Genomic DNA, 18648 nt, shown 5'->3' with positions numbered 1-18648 from the left:
GCCTGAAGCAGTGGTTTCAGGCACATTGCCGAGTTGCCTATGAGGCAACTTTAGTTGCGCTGAAGCCCTCCCTGTTGGGGGATGGCCCGGTCTCGCGGGCCGTCATTTGTGGGACTGCACAAGACGGGGCCTGTGCCGCGCGGTCTAGTGTGAAACGACATTGTGGTCCGCCGCACAGCAGGGATTCGATTCCGTGCCGGCAAAGAGCGGGCCTGAACCCCCACAAAGGACGGCGCTTCCATGCCCGCTGACCAGCAGCTCTCAAAATCCCTGAAACCCAGGCATCTGTCCATGATCGCCATCGCCGGCGTGATCGGCGCCGGACTGTTTGTCGGTTCCGGTGCGGCGATCCAGCAGGCCGGCCCGGGCATCCTGGTTGCCTACGCCGCGGCGGGACTCGTCGTCATCCTCGTCATGAGAATGCTGGGCGAGATGGCTGCGGCCAACCCGGAAACCGGCTCATTCTCCACCTACGCGGACAAGGCCCTGGGCCGCTGGGCCGGGTTCAGCATCGGCTGGCTCTACGCATGGTTCTGGATCATTGTCCTCGGCATCGAGGCCACGGCCGGGGCTGCGATCATGCACCGCTGGGTCCCCGGCATTGACCAGTGGGTGTGGGCGCTTGCCCTGATGATACTGCTGACGCTGACCAACCTCGGGTCCGTGAAGTCGTACGGCGAGTTCGAGTTCTGGTTCGCTTCCATCAAGGTGGCGGCAATCGTGCTCTTCCTGCTCTTTGGCGCCGCCGCGATCCTCGGCCTCATCCCCGGCGTTCCGGCACCCGGTCTGGACAACCTGATCGGCAACGGAGGGTTCATGCCCAACGGTCCCGGCGCCGTCCTGGCCGGCATCCTCGTTGTCGTGTTCTCCTTCTTCGGCGCGGAGATTGCCACCATCGCCGCCGGTGAATCCGAAAACCCTGTCGACGCCGTCAAGAAGGCCGTGAAGTCCACCGTCTGGCGCATCCTCGTCTTCTACATCGGCTCCATCGCCATTGTGGTCACCCTGCTGCCCTGGAACTCCGCCTCCGTCGCCAAGAGCCCCTACGTTGCGGTCATCGAGCTGTTCGGCATCCCCGGCGCCGGAACCATCATGGACATTGTGGTGCTGACCTCTGTGCTCTCCTGCCTGAACTCGGGCCTCTACACCGCCAGCCGCATGCTGTTCTCGCTCTCCCGCCGCGGCGATGCCCCCAAGTCATGGATGCGGATTTCCAAGCGCGGCGTGCCTTCTTCCGCGGTACTGGCCTCCACGGTGGTCGGCTTCATCACCGTCGGCCTGAACTACATCGCCCCGGACACCGTCTTCCTGTTCCTGGTCAACACTTCCGGCGCTATCGCCCTGTTCGTGTGGCTCGTGATCGCCGCCTCCCAGCTGATCCTGCGCCGCCGCATGGGCGCCGCCGCCAAGGATCTCCAGCTGAAAATGTGGCTCTTCCCGTACCTGACCTGGGCGTCGATCGTCAGCATCGTGGCCCTGCTGATCGGCATGGTGATCCTGGAATCCACGCGGGAATCACTCCTGCTCTCGCTGGCTCTCGCCGCCGTCGTGGTGGGGATCGGGGTCTTCCGCTACCGCAGGAACGGCTCCAAGGCCACCGTTCCCGCAGCAGGTGTCGCCGAGGCTCCTGCCGGGAGCGCCGAAGCTGCTGAGGCTCAGGCTGAAGCTGCCGAGGACGCCACTGTGGCTCGTGCCGAGGACGCCACGGTGGGCGCCCGACCGGGGGCATAGCTTCCAGGACTCGCTCGGCGACCCCGGACCATCGGACATGCCCTCCCCCGGCGCCAACCAGCGGACATAGTGGCATTATGTCCATGCCTTGGCCCGAGGGGAGGGCATGCCCATGCCTGCCGCGGGGACATGTCCATTCCCCTGGCGGAGGGGAGGGCATGTCCGGCGGTACCGAGAAGGGACATGTCCGTTCTTGGCCGTGGTCAGAGAGCCTTTTCTGAGGTCTGAAATCCGGACATGCCCTCCCTCTGCTCCCACGAGTGGACATAGCGCCACCATGTCCACTGCTCGGCGCGAGGGGAGGGCATGCCCATGCCTGCCGCGGGGACATGTCCATTCCCCGGCCCGAAAGGAGGGCATGTCCAGCCGCGGCACAGCCGTTTCACAGGAAGGGACTAGCCAGCCCATAGCGCTGCCGGGTTCGATGGGGTTATGACAAATAGGCCCCAGCCCCCGCACGAGCCGCACCCCAACCATGACCGCGGCCTGGAATTTCGATCTCTCCACCCTCATGAGCCGCCGATCCCTGGGCATGTTCCTCGGCGCGGGCACGGCTGCCGCCCTGGCGGCCTGCACCCCTGGCGGCACTAGCGGCAGTTCGACGTCGGCCCCGGCCGCAGCGACTTCGGCGGCAGCAGCGCCCGCGACAGCAACGACGTCGGCCGCGGCAGCGGCGTCCGCCTCGTCATCGGCCACTCCGGCCCTGACCCGTGCGATCGCCGAATGCGGCATTGAAATCCCGCAGGAAACCGCCGGCCCCTACCCCGGTGACGGATCCAACGGGCCCAACGTCCTCGAGGCTTCCGGCGTGGTCCGCCAGGACATGACGTCCAGCTTCGGGACCTCCACCAGCACGGCCGAGGGCATTCCGCTGACCGTCACGCTGACCCTGCTGGACAACGCCAACGGCTGCACCCCGCTGGCCGGCGCCGCCGTTTACGCCTGGCACTGTGACCGCGAGGGCAGATACTCCATGTACGATTCCGGGCTCCAGAACGAGAACTACCTCCGCGGCGTCCAGGAGGCCGACGCCAACGGGCAGGTCACGTTCACGACCATCTACCCCGGCGCCTACAGCGGCCGTTGGCCGCACATCCACTTCGAAGTGTTCGAGTCCATGAACAAGGCGACGGCGGCCGGCCAGGTTCTGGCGGTGTCGCAGATCGCGCTGACCGAGGCAGCCTGCAAGGAGGTCTACGCGTCGGCCGGCTACGAATCCAGTGCACAGAATTTCCCCCGCACCACGCTGAAATCCGACAACGTCTTCGGCAACGACGGCGGTATCTACCAGCTGGCCACGATGAGCGGCTCGGTAGCCGCGGGCTACGCCGCCGGCCTCAACGTCACCGTCTAGGCAAGGCGGCGCCCGGCACGCCCGGGGCCCTGTGCGTGCCGGGCTAGACTCGGAGCCATGCCAACACCGAGCACTGCCGTAGAGCACATCCAGGACCTCGGCGCGTACGTCAGCGCGTCGCCGTCGAGTTTCCACGCCGTCCACGAAGCCGCGCGCCGGCTGGAGGCGGCGGGCTTCACGGGCCTGGAAGAACTGCAGGCCTGGCCGGAGCCGCAAGCCGCCGCTGCCGGCAAGTTCTATGTGATCCGCGACGGCGCCCTCATCGCCTGGGTGGTGCCGTCAGGCGCCGGACCGACCACGGGCTTCAACATCCTCGGCGCCCACACGGACTCGCCGTCCTTCAAACTCAAGCCGAAACCCACTACGGGCAAGTTCGGCTGGCTGCAGGCCGGCGTTGAGGTCTACGGCGGGCCCCTCCTGAACTCCTGGCTGGACCGCGAACTCCAGCTCGCCGGCCGGCTCGTCATGCGCGACGGCAGACAGCACCTCACGGCCACAGGCCCGCTACTGCGCTTCCCCCAGCTCGCCATCCACCTTGACCGGGCCGTAAATGAAGGCCTCGCCCTGGACAAGCAGCAGCACATGAACCCGGTCTTTGGCCTGGGCGATCCCGCCGGCGAGGACCTGCTCGGGCTCCTCGCGGACAGGGTCAGCGATGCTGCGGTGGATCCGGCGCAGATCGGCGGGTACGACGTCGTCATTGCGGACACCCAGGCCCCGGCGGTGTTCGGCGCGCGGGGTGAATTCTTCGCCTCCGGCCGGCTCGACAACCTCTCAGCGACCCATGCCGGACTCACGGCGTTGATCGCGCACGCCGCCACGCCGCTGCCAAACGGTGCGCCGATCGCCGTGCTGGCCGCCTTCGACCATGAGGAAATCGGATCAGCGTCCCGATCCGGCGCGTGCGGGCCCCTCCTCGAAGACGTCCTCGTGCGGATATCCGACGGACTCGGAGCCTCGGCGAGCCAGCGGCGGCAGGCGTTCGCGGCGTCGTTCTGCGTTTCGGCGGACGCCGGCCATGCCGTGCACCCGAACTATCCGGAGCGGCACGATCCCGCCAACCGGCCGGTCCTCAACGGCGGGCCGCTGCTAAAGATCAATGCCAACCAGCGCTACGCGACCGACGCCGCCGGGGCCGCCCTCTGGGCGCGGCTGTGCACGGACGCCGGGATTCCGTACCAGGAATTCGTCTCCAATAACGTGATGCCGTGCGGCTCGACGATCGGTCCGCTGACGGCCACCCGGCTGGGAATCCGGACGGTCGACGTCGGCGTGCCCCTGCTGTCGATGCACTCGGCGCGCGAGCTCTGCGGAGTCCAGGACCCGCACTGGCTGGCCACGGTCACCCGGACGTTTTTCCGGACGGCGGTGTAACCGCAGGTCAATGAGGGGTTGAAGCGCCATGGCCGGCCCTAGACGGCCCTGAAAGGGCCTAGCGGCCCTAGACGGTCAGCCCGACCACAAGGTTGAGTGTGGCGGCCAGGATGATGGTCCCGAAAATATATGACAACAGGCTGTGCTTGAGCGCCTCGGCCCGCACACCATGGTTTTCCAGGGCGGTGTCGGAGACCTGGTACGTCATTCCCAGGCTCGTGGCGAGGTAGGCGAAATCCGTGTACTGCGGGGGGCCGGCCTGGTTGAAGTTGATCCCGCCAACCGCCGCCCCCGCATGGGCGTCGGTGCTGTAGTAAAGCTCGGCATAGCGCAGCGTAAACAGGGTCTGGACCAGCAGCCAGGACAGCGCCACCGAGGACAGCACCAAAAGCCCGCCGCCGAAGCGCGCCCAGGTGTCGGTGCTGTGCGAATCGATAACGACGGCGGCCACCGCGACGAGGCTCGCCGCATTCGTGGCCAGGATCAGCAGGTCGGTGACGCTGCGGGACGGGTCCTCCGCCGTGGCATGGGCCATGGTTTCGATGGGGTCCAGCCGGCCGATCACCAGCCAGACCCAGATCACGTAGCATGCCGCGGCGCAGGACCAGCCGACCGCCGGGGCCTCCACCCAGTACCCTGCCAGCCCGGTGACCGTCGCAGCGAGCACGCCGACCAGCATCATGACCGCAAAGCGCAGCCGGCTGCGGCGGATCGGTGGGGGCACGGCGGTGGCATCGGTGTCGGTGTCCATTTTCAGATCATGGCACAGAGCGCACGCCGGCTCCCCGACCGCCGGCCGTGCGGCGGTTTTCCACATGAGCGCCCTGCCCGGTTCCGCCCCCGGCAAGCCCGGGCTAGCGTGGCTCCATCAGGAATCGCCGAAACCAGCCCCAATGCACTAAGATATTGAAGTCTGTGCTGCGCCCTGCCACCGTTCCGGCGGCCGGGCATTGCATGACACCGCAAATGAACCTCCTGTTACGGAAATGCCGTAACCGCTTAGCCCAAAGGAGGTGGGTTCACATATGCGTCCTTACGAATTGATGGTAATCATCGACCCCGAGGTCGAAGAGCGTGCCGTTGAGCCGTCGCTTCAGAAGTTCCTGAACGTCATCACCAACGATGGTGGAACCATCGAAAAGGTTGACATCTGGGGCCGTCGTCGCCTGGCTTACGAAATCCAGAAGAAGTCCGAAGGTATCTACGCCGTGGTGAACTTCACCTCTGAGCCGGCTACCGCCAAGGAACTTGACCGCCAGCTGAGTCTCAACGAGACCATCATGCGCACCAAGATCACCCGCCCCGAAGAGCAGAAAGTTGTTGCTGAGTAATTCAGCAGCCAACCTTCAATCTTCATCCCCGCAGGAACGCACAAGGAGGCAGTAGATGGCAGGCGAAACCACTATCACGGTTGTCGGTAACCTCACCAATGACCCCGAACTCAGGTTCACACCGTCCGGTTCGGCCGTAGCGAATTTCACCATCGCGTCTACTCCCCGCACCTTCGACCGGCAGTCCAATGAGTGGAAGGACGGGGAAACCCTGTTCCTCCGCGCGTCGGTCTGGCGCGAAGCAGCCGAAAACGTCGCCGAATCCCTGACCAAGGGCATGCGCGTGATCGTCTCCGGCCGCCTGAAGAGCCGTTCCTACGAAACAAAAGAAGGCGAGAAGCGCACCGTTATCGAGCTTGAGGTCGATGAAATCGGCCCGAGCCTGCGCTACGCCAATGCCAAGGTCAACCGCACCCAGCGCTCCGGCGGTCAGGGTGGACAGGGTGGCTTCGGCGGCGGCAACAGCGGCGGTGGCTTCGGTGGCGGCCAGGGTGCAAACCAGGGCGGCAACACCGGTGGAACATGGGGCGGCAACCAGCCCGCCGCGCAGGAAGACCCGTGGGCCACGCCCGGGGTCAGCAATGCCGGTGGCGGCTGGGGCAACGGCCCGGATTCCGAACCTCCCTTCTAAACAACATCTAAGGTCCGGCAACGAAAACCGCCTGGACGCCGCAAGGCGGCCGGGTGCAGACCGCGCCGGATCACCACCATCCCGTGGATCAATATCCACGGGCTCCATCGAATAGGAGCTCCACGATGGCTAAGGCTGAACTCCGTAAGCCCAAACCAAAGTCCAACCCCTTGAAGGCCGCTGACATCACTGTCATCGACTACAAGGACGTAGCATTGCTGCGCAAGTTCATCTCCGACCGCGGAAAGATCCGCGCCCGTCGCGTCACTGGCGTCACGGTGCAGGAACAGCGCAAGATCGCCCAGGCAATCAAGAACGCCCGCGAAGTTGCTCTGCTGCCTTACTCCGGCGCTGGCCGCGGCTAAGGAAGGGATTAACTAACATGGCAAAGCTCATTCTGACCCACGAAGTAACCGGTCTCGGTGCTGCTGGCGATGTTGTCGAGGTCAAGGACGGTTACGCACGTAACTACCTGCTGCCCCGCAACTTCGCCCTGACCTGGTCCAAGGGTGGCGAGAAGCAGGTTGAGTCCATCAAGGCTGCCCGCGTTGCCCGCGAGCACGCTTCCCTGGAAGACGCTCAGAAGCAGGCCGCTGCACTCTCCGCCAAGCCGGTCAAGCTGATCGTCAAGGCCGGCGCAACCGGTCGCCTGTTCGGCACCGTCAAGCAGGGCGACGTCGCCGACGCTGTTGAGGCCGCTGGCCTGGGCCGCATCGACAAGCGCAAGGTTGAACTGCCGGCACACATCAAGTCGACCGGTTCCTACCAGGCAAACGTCCGTCTGCACGACGACGTTTCCGCTGTGATCGAACTCGACGTAATCGCAGGCAAGTAGCCCTCACCGGCTGCAGTCCTGAACTGCGGGAAGGCCCCCGCCTCCGGTTCCCTCTGAGGGACCGAAGGCGGGGGCCTTCTGCTTTAAAAAACTAGGCGTGGTGCAGCATCGTGCTGACATGCCGGTAGCCGAGCCGGATCAGTTCCGCCAGCACGGCCTCGTCGACGTCGTCGAGCTTGTTGACGTACAGGCAGCCGGCGCCGACCTTGTGCTTGCCCAGCCTGCCGAGCAGTTCGGCGGCCTCCGGTCCGTACGTGAGGCCGTAGAGCGACAGGCTGGATTTCCTGGGGGAGAATCCGACCGCCGCGGCGTCGCCCTCCCGGCCGCTCGCGTACTTGTAGTGGTAGCGGCCGAACCCCACAATTGTCGGACCCCACATCTGCGCCGGTTCCCCCGTGATTCCGGACATCAGCGCCAGCAGGCGGAACCCGTCGCCGCGCCGGACCGGATGCTCGACGGCGGCCAGGAACTCCTCCACCGAGGCGCCGGTGGCCTGCGTTTTGTTTTCAGCCATGAGGGCAGTCTGGCAGAGCGCGGCACTCCTGTCAGGCAAGGCGTGTGTCCGGGAATAAATCCAGGCATCCGCCGCTTCTAGAGGTAGATGCAAACGCATGTAACAGCGTTGCTACCAGGATTCAACTTAGGAGCACTCCGTGGAAACCCGCCGTATCACCGTTATCTCCGCCGGACTCGGCGTCCCCTCCTCGAGCCGCCTGCTGGCGGACCAGCTGGCGGCGTCGGCTGAACGGCAGCTCGCCGCGGCCGGCTACGCCGTGGACATCGACGTCGTGGAGCTGCGGGACCTGGCCGTGGACATCGCCAACAACTTCGTGACCGGCTACGCGGCTCCGCGGCTGGCCGAAGTGATCGCCGGCGTCGAGGCCTCCGACGGCGTGATCGCCGTCAGCCCCGTGTTCAGCGCCTCCTACAGCGGGCTTTTCAAGTCCTTCATCGACGTGCTCGATCCCAAGGCGCTGGAAGGCAAGGCCGTTCTGCTCGGGGCCACCGCCGGCACGGACCGGCACCAGATGGTGCTGGACTTCGCGATGCGGCCGCTCTTCACCTACCTGCGCACCCGGATCGCCGCCACCGCGGTCTTCGCCGGACCGCAGGACTGGGGAAACAACGACGACGACGGCGGCTCACCGCTCTCGGTGCGCGTGGACCGGGCGGCGGAGGAGTTTGTCGGCCTGCTGCAGGACTCAGGGCCGCAGCAGAAGCCGGCCGCGCTGGAATCCCTGCCGTTTGAGCAGCTGCTCGCCGGGATCACCGGCCAGCGGTAGGCTCTGCACACCGGGCCGCCCGAACCTTTTCGGCGGCCCGCTCGTTGTCCGGGACATGAAGTGTCCCGTGGATTCTATTGACCTGATCATGAGTGAACGCAGCGGCGTGGAGATCGACTACTGCCCCAAATGCCGGGGAGTGTGGCTGGACCGGGGGGAGCTGGACAAGATCATCGACCGTGCGGCGGAGTCCCTGGGCCCGGCAGCAGCCGTCCCCGCCGCGCCGCTGCCGCCGACTGCGCTCCCGCCTGCTGCCTTCCCCCCTACGGCGCCTGGCCACATTCCGCCTCCGCTGTACAACTTCGACCCGCGCCGGGATGACCGGCGCCCGGATGACCGCCGCTATGACGACCGCAGGTACGATGAGCGCCGCGACCGTCCGCGCCCAGATCAGTCGCGCCCAGATCAGTCGCGGTATGAGCAGCCGCGTTACGACGACCGCCGCCGTCCCAAGAAAAAGGAAAGCTGGCTGGGGGACCTGTTCGACTTCTAGGCGAGGGAAACTACCTGCCAGCGCGGAATCTACCGGGTAGGGCCAGCGGGATGGATGAACGGGGCCAGGGCCCTATGGCGCTCAGTCGCCCAGCAACGCAATAAATTCCCTGGCCTGCTTCATGGAAATATCCGAGTGGCGGGTCAGGGCTGTCGCTGCGGCCTCGGTATCGCCGCTCTTGGCCAGGGTGCGGATCCTCCCGTAGATCTCATCATTGAGCATGTTGCTGCTCACCTCGCGCGTGACATCACCCTTGCTGGCGATCGCGCGGTAGCGGTACGCGAACCGCTGCGGCACGTCGTCCTCGTCCGGAACGTCCTCCGGCGCGGGCTCCGGGGCGCGGAACGGCTGGGGGTGCGCCGCCAGCGCCGCGACGGCGTCGCGCGACGCCCGCAGGCCCTCGCCTGTGGCCTCGAGGTACACCTTGATGGCGGCCATCGCCTGCCCCTGCGCGATCAGAGCGTATAGCCGCCGGTGCTGCTCCTGGGTGAGCCTGGCGGCCGCCGCACGCGCCAGCTCCGCCGAGCCGGGGTCCTGCTGTGGCATGGGTGCCGGCCTGGAGCGTTCGCCGCGGCGGCTCCAGGCGCGGACCGCGATCAGCACGCCGGCGGCCACGAGCACCAGGATCAGTACGGGAATGAGCAGGGAGTCCATGTGCTACAGCCGTTCTACGTAATTCTTTGCGGTCTTGAAGTCCGAGTGGGTCGACTGCCGCAGGAGCCGGGCGGCCTTCGTCTTCTGGCCGTCGCGGGCCAGTGACTGGAGTTGCAGGAGGAGTTGGGGACTCAGGTGTCCGACGGCGAGCAGGGCGTCCTCGTGGCCGTGGCGGCTCCGCGAGGGGGCGGAGCCGATCTTGGCCAGCAGGGCGGAGCGGGCGTTGTCGGCCTGCTGCGTCTGCTGCTGGGAGTTCTGGCTGGGGCGCGTGGTGGCTTCAACCCGGGCGCGGGCAGCCTCGGCAGCCTGGACCTGTGCCGCGTAGTGGGCCAGGGACTTTACCGCCAGTTCCCGCTGATAGCGCTCGGCGTCGGAGATGCCGAAATTCCGCGGCTTCAGGGCTGTGGTCACCGCCCACAGCACCGCCGCCAGAATGAGGGCAGGCAACATGACTATCAGTACATCGCCCATGTTTAGAGCTTATGCCAGATTGCGGTTATCCACAGCATGTTCCGCACCGCGCGTACAGTGCGCCGCGGCTGGCGTCAATTCGGTGCGGCGGCATGAGTCCGGTCACAAAATGTGCACATTGGGCGGCAAATGTGGCCTCCGGCGCCGCAGTCTATCCCCAGCTGCAAGGTGCAGGCTGTGGATGAAGCTTGGCGAAAAATGTTTTGTGTCCACAAGATGAATCCAATGTTTCCGCAGGTCAAGTACGGATTTCGGGCTTAACTTTCTTTCTATCCACAGCTCTACCCACAGACTGTGCACAAGCATCTGGCACTACTACACAGGTTATCCACAGGGGAGCGGGGCTGCCGGGTTGGTGCCTGACCGATCGGCGGATAACGTTGCAGGATATCGGGCCTGGGAAGCGGAAATCCTGCGGTAGCCAGGTGATGCCAACCGGGGCCCAGCCCCCGGATCCCGGTGGCACACAAGCCGCACCAACGCTGTGGATAACGGCGGTGTCGGATCGGCGCGAACTGTCGGAGCTGACTGATAAGAATTGAGCGGCCGGCATGTGCCGGGCTTTGCCGCTGGGCATCACAGCATCACAGCATCGGGCATCACAGCAGTTGGGCATCACGGCTGTTGGGCATCAAGGCACAGGGCATTAAGGCGCAGGGCATTAAGGCACTGGGCACACGCGCTGCGGCGAACGGATATCCGCCACGGCACACAATGAAGGACGGCAGTTTTGTCAGTTACGCATCTGGACTCAGTCGAGGGTACGCGGGGAGGCGAGGGCAGCCGCAAGCCCCCGCAGGACATCCCCGCGGAGCAGTCAGTCCTGGGCGGCATGATGCTGTCCAAGGACGCCATCGCCGACGTCGTCGAGATCCTGCGTGGCCAGGACTTCTACCGTCCGGCCCACGAAACCATTTACGAGGCCATCATCGACCTCTACGGCCGGGGCGAACCGGCTGACGCCGTGACGGTCTCGGACGAGCTGACCAAGCGCGGCGAAATCAACAGGATCGGCGGCCCCGCCTACCTGCACGAACTCATCCAGACCGTCCCCACGGCCGCGAACGCCGGTTATTACGCCGAAATCGTGGGCGAACGCGCGGTCCTGCGCCGCCTCGTCAATGCCGGCACCAAGATTGTCCAGCTCGGCTACGGACAGGACGGCGAGGTCGAAGACCTGGTCAACCAGGCCCAGGCCGAGGTCTACGCCGTCGCCGAACGCCGGACCGCCGAGGACTATGTGGTCCTCAAGGACGTCATGGAATCCACCGTTGACGAGATCGAGGCCTCGGGCCACCGGGGCGAGGGCATGGTGGGCGTCCCCACCGGCTTCTATGAGCTCGACGAACTGACCCACGGCCTGCATCCGGGCCAGATGATCGTTATCGCCGCCCGCCCGGCAGTCGGCAAATCCACGTTCGCGCTGGACTTCGCCCGCTCGGCAGCCATCAAGAACAACCTCGCAACCGTCATGTTTTCCCTCGAAATGGGCCGCAACGAGATCGCCATGCGCCTGCTGTCCGCCGAGGCAACCATTGGTCTCCAGGACCTCCGCAAGGGCACCATCAAAGACGAGCAGTGGTCCAAGATCGCCACCACCATGGGCCGCATGAACGATGCCCCGCTGTTCATCGATGACAGCCCCAACATGTCGCTGATGGAAATCCGGGCCAAATGCCGGCGCCTGAAGCAGCAGCATGATCTCAAGCTCGTGATCCTGGACTACCTGCAGCTCATGAGCTCGGGCAAGAAGGTGGAATCCCGCCAGCAGGAAGTCTCCGAGTTCTCCCGCGCCCTCAAGCTCCTGGCCAAGGAACTCCAGGTGCCGGTGATCGCGCTGTCGCAGCTGAACCGTGGCTCCGAGCAGCGCCAGGACAAGCGGCCCATGGTCTCGGACCTGCGCGAATCCGGCTCAATCGAGCAGGATGCCGACATGGTGATTCTGCTGCACCGCGAAGACGTCTATGACAAGGAGTCCCCCCGCGCCGGCGAGGCGGACATCCTGATCGCCAAGCACCGTAACGGCCCCACAAAGGACATTGTGGTGGCCTTCCAGGGCCACTACTCGCGGTTTGCCAACATGGCGGCCGACGCCGGCGGTGGCGGCGGCTTCTAGCCGGCCCTAGGCCCCGCCTGCCGCGAGCAGGTGGTTGGGCAGCCGGTTTCCCGGCGCCCGGCCGCGGATTTCCAGCAGTTCGCGGGCATGGGCGTGGAGCCGGACGTCTTCCCCGGACACCGGTACCCACTGCGGAATCGGGACCGAGGTGCCGGTCTCGTCGCGGGCGACCATGACCGTCAGGCAGTAGGTGGTGAGGTTCAGCTCGCGCCCCTTGGGATCTCCGGACCGGACATGGACAGCGATGTGCATGCCCTTGGTGCCGGTGTAGACCAGCCGGGCCTCGACCTCCACGACGTGGCCGATCAGCAGCGGCCGGTAGAACCGCACGCCGCCGGAGAACACGGCCACGGTGTCCTTCCCGCAGTAGCGGGACGCGCAGACGTAAGCGGCCTCGTCGATCCACTTCATGACGATGCCGCCGTGGACCTTGCCGCCCCAGTTCACGTCCGTGGGCGCCGCCATGAACCGCAGCACCACCCGCTCGGCCGTGCCGGCGTCGGTATATTCCTGTCCGCTCATGGCCTGGACGATGTCCTCGCGGACCTTTATCCGGGCCAGAGCGTCGTCCCGCTGCTCGATTTCTTCCGGCGTCACGGGTTCAAACTGAGGCACCGGGATGGGCTTGCCGACCGCGCCCACTGCCACGAAGATCACGATGCACTGGCTGCGCATGGTGGCAGCTCCGCCCTTGGGGTCCCCTGAGGACACCACGGTGCGGATATGCATCGAAGAGCGCCCGGTGTACACGATCGTGGCCTCGACCTCCACCATGTCGCCGCTGTTGACCGGGTCCGCGAAGTGGATGTTTCCCACGTAGGCCGTCACGCAGTACGACTTTGCCCAGCCGACGGCGGCGGCATAGGCCGCCTTGTCCACCCACTCGAGCACGGTGCCGGCGTCGACCGAGCCACTGTGGCCGACATCGGTGGGGGCCGCCAGGAAGCGCAGGGTCACGGAATTGGGCGCGTTCTCGCTCATGCTGCGAGTTTACTGAAAGGCCCGGCAGGAGCCGCCGGCAGGCGACACAATCGCTGTCCGGGACGCCATAACCGGGACAGTGTCAGGCGGTGGCACGAACGACGGCGGGCAGTCACCAAGGGTGACTGCCCGCCGTCGTTCGCTGATTGCCTTTGGCGAAGCCTTAGGCGAGGACGCTGAGCTTCGAGTTGCTGCGGCCGAAGAGGGCCCGGTCAGCGGAGAGCTTGCCCGCGCCGACAAGGGCCACGGCCAGGGCGGCGGCGGCCAGGATCAGGACCAGCTCGTAGCCGCCGGTGGCGACAAAGACGCCGGCGGAGGCGTGGACCAGGAACAGGGCGCCGAGCATGTCCAGCGCAAGGAGGGCGGCGAAGACCCGGGTGAGGACGCCCAGGATCAGTGCGACCCCGCCGACGAGTTCGAGGGTGGCGACGAAGGGGGCCACCGCCTGGGCTGCCGGGACGCCCATCTGGGAGAAAGCCGCCTGGGTGCCGGCGATGGTGAATTCGTTGAACTTCTGCCAGCCGTGGGCGGCGAACAGGAAGCCCGTGATGACGCGCAGGATGGTCCGGGCGGAGGTGGTCAGTGCGGGCTGGTTCATTACGTGCCTTTTCTAGAGTCTGGGTGCTGCGGCGGGCGGGCCGCAGCAGCGCAAAAGTTGTATGTTCAACTCTTATGGTTCCGTCATTTACTTGAAATGTCAACCAAATGACGTTCTGTGGCTATTCTTGTGCCCGGCTAGGGTTAAGCCGTGCATCCTTCCCCGCCGCTGTCCACGACCCTGCCGCCGGCTACAGGGCACCGGCGGGAAATCCTGCGCCTGGCCGTGCCGGCCTTCGGCGCGCTGATCGCCGAGCCGTTGTTCCTGCTCGCGGATTCGGCAATTGTGGGCCATCTCGGCGTGGCCGAGCTGGCCGGCGTGGGGCTGGCATCGGCGGTCCTTCACACGGCAGTTGGACTCATGGTGTTCCTGGCATACTCCACGACGCCGGCCGTGGCGCGGGCCATCGGCAACGGCCAGCTGGCGAAAGCCCTCGCCGTTGGACGCGACGGCGTCTGGCTGGCGCTCCTGCTGGGATTCGTCCTGGCGGCCGCCGGGTTCCTGGCCGCCGGGCCGCTCCTGGACCTGATGGGCGCCCGCGGTGAGGTGCATGGGTTTGCCGTGGACTACCTGCGCGGGTCCATGCCGGGCCTCGTGGCGATGCTGCTCATCTTCGCGGGCACCGGGGTGCTGCGCGGACTCCAGGACACCCGGACCCCGCTGATCGTCGCCGCCGCCGGTTTCACACTGAACATCGCGCTGAACCTGGTCCTCGTCTACGGGATGGGCTGGTCCGTGACCGGCTCGGCCGTGGGCACGAGCATCGCGCAGTGGGCCATGGCAACCGTCTATGTGCTGATCGTCCGGCGCAACGCCCGCAACAACGGGGTGTCCCTGCGGCCGGACTGGCGCGGCATCCGGGCCCTGACCAGGGTGGGCTCCTGGCTGATGCTGCGCACGCTCAGCCTTCGCATCGCGATTCTCGCCACGGTGGTGGTGGTCACCGCCCAGGGTCCCGTCAATCTCGCCGCGCACCAACTGGCCATGACCATCTTCACGTTCTTCGCCTTCGCGCTGGACGCCCTCGCGATCGCCGCCCAGGCCCTGATCGGCAAGGAACTCGGTGCGGCCCGGCCGGTGGCGGCACGCGCGCTGACGCGCACCATGACGCGGTGGGGGCTCGGCTTCGGCGCACTGACCGGGATCCTCCTGGCTGCCGCGGCGCCATGGGCAGGCGCCCTCTTCACGTCCGACGCCGACGTCCGGGCGGCGCTGACCCTCGCCCTTTGGGTGCTCGCCGCCGGGCAGCCGCTGGCCGGTTACGTCTTTGTCCTCGACGGCGTCCTCATCGGCGCGGGCGACGCCCGCTATCTGGCGATCGCCGGCGTCGTCAATCTCGCGGCCTACCTGCCGCTGCTGCTGGCCGTCGGGTATTCCGGCGCCGGCGCCGGCGCGGGATTGCTCTGGCTGTGGGCCGCCTTCTCCCTGGGCTACATGGCGGCGCGGGCGCTGACGCTCGGCCTCCGGGCCCGGACGGAGAAGTGGATGGTCCTCGGCGCGCGCTGAGTGCGCTGAGCAGGAACCGCGGGCGGGCGCACTGAGCCGGCCCGGCCAGCAGACGCGCGGGCAGTGGCGGCTTCGCACTAAACTGGACGGGTGACTCTTCCCGCAGCGCCTGACGCGACCCCTGCCATCCGCGCCGCGGCCGACCTCTGGAAGCCCGTGCTTCTCAGGGCGGCCGTTGCGCTCGTGTTTGGTGCCGTGACCGTGTTCTGGGCCGCGCCGTCCGAGGCCGGCATGGGCTGGGCCGGCGGCCTCTACCTGCTGGCCACCGGTGTGGTCATGATCTGGGGCCTGCCCAAGACCGGGTTCCGCCCCCGGGAAGGCGCCGGCAGGATCCTCTCCGCCGGCGGAGCAGCCCTGGCCGGAGCCGGCGCGGCCGTGGCCCTGATCCCCGCCCCACTCGTCTTCGGAACGATCGCGGCCCTTGGCCTGGGCGTGGCCGGCGCCGCGGAACTGTCCGCGGGCATTCTCGCCCGCGGCCGGTCCGTACTGGCCCGCGACTGGATCGCCTCCGGCGTGATCGGGCTGGGCACCGCGATCGCGCTGCCGTTCTTCATCGGCCTCGGCCCGCACGCACTCCTCGGCGTTGCGGGCGGCGGGGCCATCATCAGCGGCGTCCTGTGGATGCTGTCCGGCCTGACCCTGCGGCATGATGCTCCGGGCGATTCCGCGGAGGCCGTAAACTAGTACCGACAGGTTCTACCCGGCGTAGAACAATTGCGGTAACAAGACAGCCACGCTTCCCCGCGCGGGCTGCAGGAGGAAAACACCTTGGCACAGCAGAAACCCGGAGCGCCCCGCAGCCTGCGGAACTCGGTCAAGGGGCCGCTCATGTTCTCCGCGTTCTGGGCCGTGGTGATGTTCTTTGGCGTCCTGATCTTCGCCTCGGGCGGCAGCGCCCGCTCACCCCGGTTCGACCTCGCGTTCATCGGCGCCGGGATCGCCTTCATTGTGATCCTGGTGGTGGCCGCCATGCTCGCGATGAGCCACAAGGACAACCCCGAGGACCTGGGCAAGGGCTCCGGCGTCAACCTCAGTTCCAAGCACCCGTCCTCCGGCCACGGCGGCCCGTCAGCGCGGCCCCGCCCCGAGGCCGGCCCCGGCGATTCCCGTGATGGCGGCCCGCAGGCCTAACACCACAGGCCTCACAGCGCAGGCCTGACGGCGCAGTTTTAACAGAAGGCCACGGCCCGCGGCCGTCGCCGTCAGGACGCGGCTTTCCGGGCCCGGTACGCGGCCACGTGGGCGCGGTTGGCACAGTTGCCCGTGTCGCAGTAGCGCTTCGAGCGGTTGCGGCTCAGATCCAGCACGACGGCGTCGCAGTCGTCCGCGGCGCACACCAGCAGGCGGTCCATTTCCTTGCTGCGGATCACGTCAACGATCGCCATGGCCGCCTCCGTACTCATCCGGTCGGCCAGCGGAGCCTCCGGGGTGGTGGCGTGCAAGTGCCAGTCCCACGGAACATGCTTGACCAGCTGGGGCAGCGCCCTGGCCTCCCGGAGCAACCGGTTCACGGTCTCGGCGGCAGTGGCCTCGTCCGCCAGCCAGAGCTCGGCGAGCTCGCCGCGCAGGTACCGCACGCTTGCCAGCTCGGCCTCATCCCGGGTCCGGGAACCGGTGAAGCCCTCGGCCTCCAGGAAGTCGTCCAGATCCTTGGCGGTGGCCAGATGTTCCTCACCGTTGGCCGCCGTGTTGATGAGGTTGACCACAGAACGCAGGGCAACTTCCGTGTCAGGGGCAAAAACCATCTTGACTCCTTACCTTGTCCGGGCGTAATGTCATGAGCATAACCCTATTTTACTCCTGACAGGAGATTGCCGTGTCTGCCCCCCAACGCCCCGTCGCCGCCCCGGTACGAGACCTTGCCGCCCAGCGGCCTGCCTCCGAACCGGGCAGCGCCGCGCAGGGCGCGAGCCAGGGTGCCACACAGGCTGCCAATCGGACCGGAGCGGCATCAGGCTTCATGGCCTCCGGCCTGGGCGTCGCCCTGTTTTCGTCCGCGGTGTTCGGGCTCTCCGGATCATTCGCCAAGGCGCTCCTGGAAACGGGCTGGACACCCGGCGCGGCCGTCACGGCCCGGCTCACGGGCGCGGCCCTGATTCTGGCCATCCCCGCCATTCCCGCCCTGCGCGGGCGGTGGCACCAGCTCCGGGACAACTGGCTGACCGTCGTGCTGTTTGGATTCATCGGCGTCGCGGCATGCCAGCTGTTTTACTTCAACGCAGTGTCCCGGCTCTCGGTCGGCGTCGCCCTGCTGCTGGAGTACCTCGCGCCGGTCCTGATCGTGCTCTGGCTGTGGGCCGTCAGCCGGAAACGGCCGCGGCCACTGACCATTGCCGGCACGCTCCTGTCCCTCGGCGGGCTGGTCCTGGTCCTGGACCTCACGGGAGCCGTGAAGGTCGACTTCATCGGCGTGCTGTGGGGGATCGCGGCCGCCGTCTGCCTCGCCATCTACTTCTTCATCACCGCCAAGGAAAACGACACCCTCCCGCCCATCGTCCTGGCCTCCGGCGGGCTCATGGTGGGCGCCATTGTCATGTGGCTGACCGCGGCAACCGGGCTGCTGCCGATGGCCTTCAGCACCGCCGACACCCGCCTGGGACCCTGGGTCACCCCGTGGTGGGTGGCGCTGGGCGGCCTCGTCGTCCTGGCCACGGTGGTGGCGTACGTGTCCGGAATTGTCGCCGCGCGGGCGCTCGGGTCGAAAGTCGCGTCCTTTGTCTCGCTCACCGAAGTGCTGTTCGCCGTCATCTGGGCGTGGCTGCTGCTGGGCGAACTGCCCGGACCCATCCAGCTCCTGGGCGGGCTCCTGATCGTCGGGGGCGTGGTCCTGGTCCGTCTGGACGAGCTCCGGGCACCGGCCGGCACCGGTGCGGCAGCACTGGATCACGCGAACGACTGCGAGCCCGTGCCGTAAGCCACCACCAGCGTTACCTCTCAGGTGCCTGCCGGGTGCCAGCATTCACGCCGGGGTCCTCGTTCCCGGGCCCGAAGGCACCTAGCATGGAGATATGTGCCGAAACATCCGGACCCTCCACAATTTTGAGCCCCACGCGACCACCGCCGAGGTGGAGGCCGCAGCGCTGCAATACGTGCGCAAGATCAGTGGCAGCACGAAGCCGTCCAAAGCCAACGAAGAGGCCTTCAACCGGGCTGTGCATGAGGTTGCCCACGCGACGCAGCACCTGCTCGACTCCCTCGTGACCCACGCCCCCGCAAAGGACCGCGGGGAGGAAGCCGCCAAGGCCAAAGCCCGCGCTGCCGTCCGCTACGGCGCGGCCTGAGGCAGTGGC

Annotated in this window: 21 protein-coding genes and 1 pseudogene; 15 read left to right on the top strand and 7 right to left on the bottom strand. The window is 66.9% G+C overall.

Annotated elements, in window-relative coordinates; translation table 11 throughout:
- Positions 1–240 precede the first annotated feature (240 nt).
- The 3 genes and pseudogenes from MRBLAR12_RS13435 to MRBLAR12_RS13425 all read left to right on the top strand — a co-directional run bounded on the left by MRBLAR12_RS13435 (position 241) and on the right by MRBLAR12_RS13425 (position 4459).
- Positions 241–1731, top strand: coding sequence for an amino acid permease (locus tag MRBLAR12_RS13435; protein ID WP_364746616.1), 1491 nt, complete (start codon positions 241–243; stop codon positions 1729–1731).
- A gap of 432 nt (positions 1732–2163) precedes the next feature.
- Positions 2164–3085: pseudogene (locus tag MRBLAR12_RS13430) on the top strand (intradiol ring-cleavage dioxygenase).
- A 57-nt stretch (positions 3086–3142) separates the two neighbouring features.
- The gene (locus MRBLAR12_RS13425; protein WP_364746614.1) at positions 3143–4459 is read left to right on the top strand and encodes a M18 family aminopeptidase; all 1317 of its coding nucleotides are present in this window, start codon (positions 3143–3145) and stop codon (positions 4457–4459) included.
- Positions 4460–4526: 67 nt separating this feature from the next.
- Here the strand turns inward: MRBLAR12_RS13425 and MRBLAR12_RS13420 are convergent, their stop codons facing one another.
- Positions 4527–5210 (bottom strand): DUF1345 domain-containing protein, encoded by a 684-nt coding sequence (locus MRBLAR12_RS13420; protein WP_229991888.1) that lies wholly within the window; start codon positions 5208–5210, stop codon positions 4527–4529.
- Positions 5211–5484: 274 nt separating this feature from the next.
- Between MRBLAR12_RS13420 and rpsF the strand changes: the two genes are divergently transcribed.
- The 4 genes from rpsF (at position 5485) to rplI (ending at position 7256) form a co-directional block, all read left to right on the top strand.
- The gene (rpsF, locus tag MRBLAR12_RS13415) at positions 5485–5790 is read left to right on the top strand and encodes a 30S ribosomal protein S6 (RefSeq protein ID WP_090582123.1); all 306 of its coding nucleotides are present in this window, start codon (positions 5485–5487) and stop codon (positions 5788–5790) included.
- 55 nt (positions 5791–5845) lie between these two features.
- Complete coding sequence (locus MRBLAR12_RS13410) at positions 5846–6421, top strand: single-stranded DNA-binding protein (RefSeq protein ID WP_229991889.1); 576 nt, start codon at positions 5846–5848, stop codon at positions 6419–6421.
- A 125-nt stretch (positions 6422–6546) separates the two neighbouring features.
- Positions 6547–6786 (top strand): 30S ribosomal protein S18, encoded by a 240-nt coding sequence (rpsR, locus tag MRBLAR12_RS13405; protein ID WP_003800144.1) that lies wholly within the window; start codon positions 6547–6549, stop codon positions 6784–6786.
- A gap of 17 nt (positions 6787–6803) precedes the next feature.
- Positions 6804–7256 carry a 50S ribosomal protein L9 gene (rplI, locus tag MRBLAR12_RS13400; RefSeq protein ID WP_229991890.1) on the top strand — a complete coding sequence of 151 codons (453 nt, stop codon included), beginning with the start codon at positions 6804–6806 and terminating at the stop codon, positions 7254–7256.
- 91 nt (positions 7257–7347) lie between these two features.
- Here rplI and MRBLAR12_RS13395 read toward each other — a convergent pair whose 3' ends face one another.
- The gene (locus MRBLAR12_RS13395) at positions 7348–7770 is read right to left on the bottom strand and encodes a DUF1801 domain-containing protein (protein ID WP_229991891.1); all 423 of its coding nucleotides are present in this window, start codon (positions 7768–7770) and stop codon (positions 7348–7350) included.
- Positions 7771–7909: 139 nt separating this feature from the next.
- On the opposite strand from MRBLAR12_RS13395, the gene MRBLAR12_RS13390 reads away from it, so the two are divergent.
- Both MRBLAR12_RS13390 and MRBLAR12_RS13385 read left to right on the top strand, forming a co-directional pair.
- A complete protein-coding gene (locus MRBLAR12_RS13390; protein WP_229991892.1) occupies positions 7910–8539 on the top strand; it encodes an FMN reductase in 630 nt (209 codons plus the stop codon).
- Between the two features lie 67 nt (positions 8540–8606).
- Positions 8607–9032: a zf-TFIIB domain-containing protein gene (locus MRBLAR12_RS13385; protein ID WP_229991893.1), complete on the top strand. Its 426-nt coding sequence runs from the start codon at positions 8607–8609 to the stop codon at positions 9030–9032.
- An 81-nt stretch (positions 9033–9113) separates the two neighbouring features.
- Here MRBLAR12_RS13385 and MRBLAR12_RS13380 read toward each other — a convergent pair whose 3' ends face one another.
- Together MRBLAR12_RS13380 and MRBLAR12_RS13375 are read right to left on the bottom strand one after the other, a co-directional pair.
- Positions 9114–9686: a hypothetical protein gene (locus tag MRBLAR12_RS13380; protein WP_229991894.1), complete on the bottom strand. Its 573-nt coding sequence runs from the start codon at positions 9684–9686 to the stop codon at positions 9114–9116.
- Positions 9687–9689: 3 nt separating this feature from the next.
- The gene (locus MRBLAR12_RS13375; protein WP_229991895.1) at positions 9690–10157 is read right to left on the bottom strand and encodes a hypothetical protein; all 468 of its coding nucleotides are present in this window, start codon (positions 10155–10157) and stop codon (positions 9690–9692) included.
- Positions 10158–10887: 730 nt separating this feature from the next.
- Between MRBLAR12_RS13375 and dnaB the strand changes: the two genes are divergently transcribed.
- Positions 10888–12273 carry a replicative DNA helicase gene (gene dnaB, locus MRBLAR12_RS13370; RefSeq protein ID WP_091560661.1) on the top strand — a complete coding sequence of 462 codons (1386 nt, stop codon included), beginning with the start codon at positions 10888–10890 and terminating at the stop codon, positions 12271–12273.
- 6 nt (positions 12274–12279) lie between these two features.
- On the opposite strand, the gene MRBLAR12_RS13365 is transcribed toward dnaB, so the two are convergent.
- Positions 12280–13254, bottom strand: coding sequence for an acyl-CoA thioesterase (locus MRBLAR12_RS13365; protein ID WP_364746610.1), 975 nt, complete (start codon positions 13252–13254; stop codon positions 12280–12282).
- A 163-nt stretch (positions 13255–13417) separates the two neighbouring features.
- Entirely contained in the window at positions 13418–13852 is a 435-nt protein-coding gene (locus tag MRBLAR12_RS13360) for a DoxX family protein (RefSeq protein ID WP_229991897.1), read from the bottom strand.
- 150 nt (positions 13853–14002) lie between these two features.
- Between MRBLAR12_RS13360 and MRBLAR12_RS13355 the strand changes: the two genes are divergently transcribed.
- From MRBLAR12_RS13355 to MRBLAR12_RS13345, 3 genes are all read left to right on the top strand, one after another.
- A complete protein-coding gene (locus MRBLAR12_RS13355) occupies positions 14003–15358 on the top strand; it encodes an MATE family efflux transporter (protein WP_229991898.1) in 1356 nt (451 codons plus the stop codon).
- A 90-nt stretch (positions 15359–15448) separates the two neighbouring features.
- Positions 15449–16042: a hypothetical protein gene (locus MRBLAR12_RS13350; RefSeq protein ID WP_229991899.1), complete on the top strand. Its 594-nt coding sequence runs from the start codon at positions 15449–15451 to the stop codon at positions 16040–16042.
- An 84-nt stretch (positions 16043–16126) separates the two neighbouring features.
- Positions 16127–16489: a hypothetical protein gene (locus MRBLAR12_RS13345; RefSeq protein ID WP_229991900.1), complete on the top strand. Its 363-nt coding sequence runs from the start codon at positions 16127–16129 to the stop codon at positions 16487–16489.
- Between the two features lie 71 nt (positions 16490–16560).
- Here the strand turns inward: MRBLAR12_RS13345 and MRBLAR12_RS13340 are convergent, their stop codons facing one another.
- The gene (locus tag MRBLAR12_RS13340) at positions 16561–17103 is read right to left on the bottom strand and encodes a CGNR zinc finger domain-containing protein (RefSeq protein WP_229991901.1); all 543 of its coding nucleotides are present in this window, start codon (positions 17101–17103) and stop codon (positions 16561–16563) included.
- A 215-nt stretch (positions 17104–17318) separates the two neighbouring features.
- Here MRBLAR12_RS13340 and MRBLAR12_RS13335 point away from each other — a divergent pair, with 215 nt between their 5' ends.
- Both MRBLAR12_RS13335 and MRBLAR12_RS13330 read left to right on the top strand, forming a co-directional pair.
- Positions 17319–18272, top strand: a complete 954-nt coding sequence (locus MRBLAR12_RS13335) for an EamA family transporter (protein ID WP_229991990.1) — start codon at positions 17319–17321, stop codon at positions 18270–18272.
- Positions 18273–18366: 94 nt separating this feature from the next.
- Entirely contained in the window at positions 18367–18639 is a 273-nt protein-coding gene (locus MRBLAR12_RS13330; protein WP_229991902.1) for a DUF2277 domain-containing protein, read from the top strand.
- Positions 18640–18648 lie beyond the last annotated feature (9 nt).

The organism is Arthrobacter sp. LAR12-1-1.1 (assembly GCF_040676555.1).
In the GTDB taxonomy this organism is placed as follows: Bacteria; Actinomycetota; Actinomycetes; order Actinomycetales; family Micrococcaceae; genus Arthrobacter.
Note: the sequence above shows the minus strand (reverse complement) of the source record. Positions and strands in the feature narration are given on the sequence as shown.